Source organism: Mesorhizobium sp. M0139, assembly GCF_040322455.1.
Taxonomy (GTDB): Bacteria; Pseudomonadota; Alphaproteobacteria; order Rhizobiales; family Rhizobiaceae; genus Mesorhizobium.
Genome location: NZ_JAMYTN010000046.1, coordinates 1 through 2,520, shown reverse-complemented (window position 1 = coordinate 2,520; position 2,520 = coordinate 1). Strand labels below are relative to the sequence as shown.

At 63.3% G+C, this 2,520-nt stretch carries 3 protein-coding genes; all 3 read right to left on the bottom strand.

Translation table 11 applies throughout. From position 1 onward, the window contains the following. Window positions 1-157: 157 nt before the first annotated feature. Entirely contained in the window at window positions 158-1,144 is a 987-nt protein-coding gene (locus NKJ58_RS31430) for a Gfo/Idh/MocA family protein (protein ID WP_352741947.1), read from the bottom strand. Window positions 1,145-1,222: 78 nt separating this feature from the next. Further along, on the bottom strand, window positions 1,223-1,798 hold the full coding sequence (locus NKJ58_RS31425) for a YceI family protein (protein WP_352741945.1): 576 nt from the start codon (window positions 1,796-1,798) through the stop codon (window positions 1,223-1,225). Between the two features lie 68 nt (window positions 1,799-1,866). Continuing rightward, window positions 1,867-2,445 (bottom strand): cytochrome b, encoded by a 579-nt coding sequence (locus NKJ58_RS31420; protein WP_023681382.1) that lies wholly within the window; start codon window positions 2,443-2,445, stop codon window positions 1,867-1,869. Window positions 2,446-2,520: the final 75 nt, after the last annotated feature.

Below are 2,520 nucleotides of genomic sequence, written 5' to 3'. Positions count from 1 at the left end.
TGTTTTTGTTTACTAACCCCCCCCCCGCGCACTGCCGCCCCCCCCGTCCCCCCGCCCCCTGGGCGGGGGTTTCTTTCTAATCCAAATGCGCCCCGCCCCCCCCCCCCCACCCGCCCCCCCCCCTTCTCCCATGAAATTACCGGCTAAGATTGGTGTATCAGACGGCTTCCCAGCCTTCCTTGCCGCCGGCGCGGAAGATGGCGTCGATGACCTTCTGGTTGAGCACGGACTCCTCCAGCGTGAAGACACGCTCCTTGCCACCCTGTGCCGCCCTGGCAAACGTCTCGACCTCGCGCCGGTATTGCTGCGTGCCGGGAAAGCGGAACACCTGCGCCTCCGTATGGTTCTGGTTGTGCAGTTCGATGCGGTGATGGTCGTAGAGCCCGGCATTGAACGGCGAGAACACCTCGATGAACCCTTTCTCGCCGTGGAACACCATCACCTGCCGCGCCGCCATCTGCGTCGACAGATAGAAGGACAGTTCGAAATCGCCGAAATCGGCGCGGATCGAGGAATAGATGTCGGTGCCGAATTTCTTGTCGCGCTCGATCGTCGCCTGCACGCGCAGCGGCTCCTTGCCGGTTGAAAACCGCGTCGACACCGTCGGATAGACGCCGATATCAGGCAGCGCGCCGCCGCCGAGATCGAGCTGGTTGCGCATGTTGGTGGGATCGACATTGTAATAGGAGAAGGCGCCCTGCACATGGCGCAGCCGGCCGATGGCGCCATCGGCGATGAGATCGCGCACCTTGATCCATTGCGGGTGGTAGATGACCATGAAGGCCTCGCAGACCAGCACCTTCTTCTGGTCGCGCAGCTTGATCAGCGGTGCGATGTTCTTGGCGTCGAGCGCCAGCGGCTTTTCCACCAGCACATGCTTGCCCGCTTCGATGGCCTTGGCCGTCCACTCGACATGCTGCGAGGTCGGCAGCGGGATGTAGACGCCGTCGACGTCTTTCGAAGCGAGCAGCTCCTCATACGAACCAAAGGCATGCCTGGCGCCGAACCGCTCGCCCAGGGCCTCGGCCTTCGACAGGTCGCGGCTGGCGATCGCGGACAAAACGCCATTCTCGGCCTCGACGATTGCCGGCAACAATTGCTCGCGGCCGATCTTGGCCGTCGACAAAACACCCCATCGGAACATCAGGCTTCTCCTATCGATTTACAGGCGAGGAGGTTTGCCCGAAATTGCGGGAAAAGCCAATGCGGATCGCTGGTCCTGCTAGCCTCGCTTGCCCGTCAGCGTCATGTCGAAATTGACGATATTCGAATAGATCGGCGTGCCGACATCCATGCCGTAGCGGGAGCGCAGCACCTTGCCGGTGACGTGGAATTTTATGACGCCACCCTTCAGCCCGCCGAGCTCGGCAGTGAACTTTTCCGCAAACGTCTTGCCGCGCGCCGTCAGCCGGCCGCTGACCAGCGCCGTGGTGTCGCTGGTGCGGGTGACGCTGGTCGAGCGGAACTGGATTTCGGGGCTGTTGGCGACGTCGAATACCGCATCGGAGCGCAGGAACGCGTCGATGCGGCCCTGGCCGGTGCCGACGCTTTCGGGATAGATGGTGAAGTTGACCGCGGAACGGCCGACATCGCTGTTGTCGATGCGGATGGAGCCCTTGAAGCGGCCAAAGACGCCGTCGAGGCCGCCGCCACCGACCTTGCCGATGGAGAAGCGAATGCTGGAGCTGGTCGGGTTGACCGTGTAGCTGCCGGCTGCGTCGCCGAGGTCCACAGCGGCGGAGACAGGCATGGCAAGGCAAGCGGCAACAGCCGCCAATCCGAAGATGCGCGCATACATGGGTTTTGTCCTTCTGGGGCAGGCGAAGTGTTGCGCCCTCACTCCAATGAACGAATGCGCGGCGCGCGCTATTCCATGTCCTGATCTGACGAAGGCGTGATCATGCGCGTGAGCACGCTGTCGCGCAGCCAGAAATGATGCCGCAGCGCCGCCAGCGCATGCAGCGCAACCAAGGCAATGCCGGCATAGGCGAGATACCAGTGTGCTGCCGCCCAGAAGTTTTCCGCCGCATCGGACACGCCGAGCGGCAGGTTCGGCATCACGAAAAGGTTGAACGGCATGCTGGGGATCTCCAGCATCGACACCGAAACCAGTGCCCAGCCGGACAGCGGCACCGCGAGCTGGAAGCCATAAAGTGCCAGATGCGCCAGCGGCGCCGTCCGACGCTCCAGGCCTCCGACCGAGGCCGGCAAGGCCGGGGCCGCATTGCCGAGCCGCCAGGCAATGCGCAGGATGAGGAGGCCGAGCAGCAGGAAGCCGAAGGATTTGTGCAGCTGGATCAGCTCGAAGGCGGTGCGCTGGCTGGTCAACCGCACCATGATGAAGCCGAGCATGAACTGGCCGATGAACAGGATGCCGATCAGCCAGTGGAGGACGATCGCCGCCCAGCCGTAGCGGGTTGAGTTGTTGGTGATGAATGCCGGCATGGCTGGTGAACGAATGGCAGCTGGGCTTTCTTCCACCCTCCCCCTTGTGGGGAGGGTCGGCGCGAAGCGACGGGG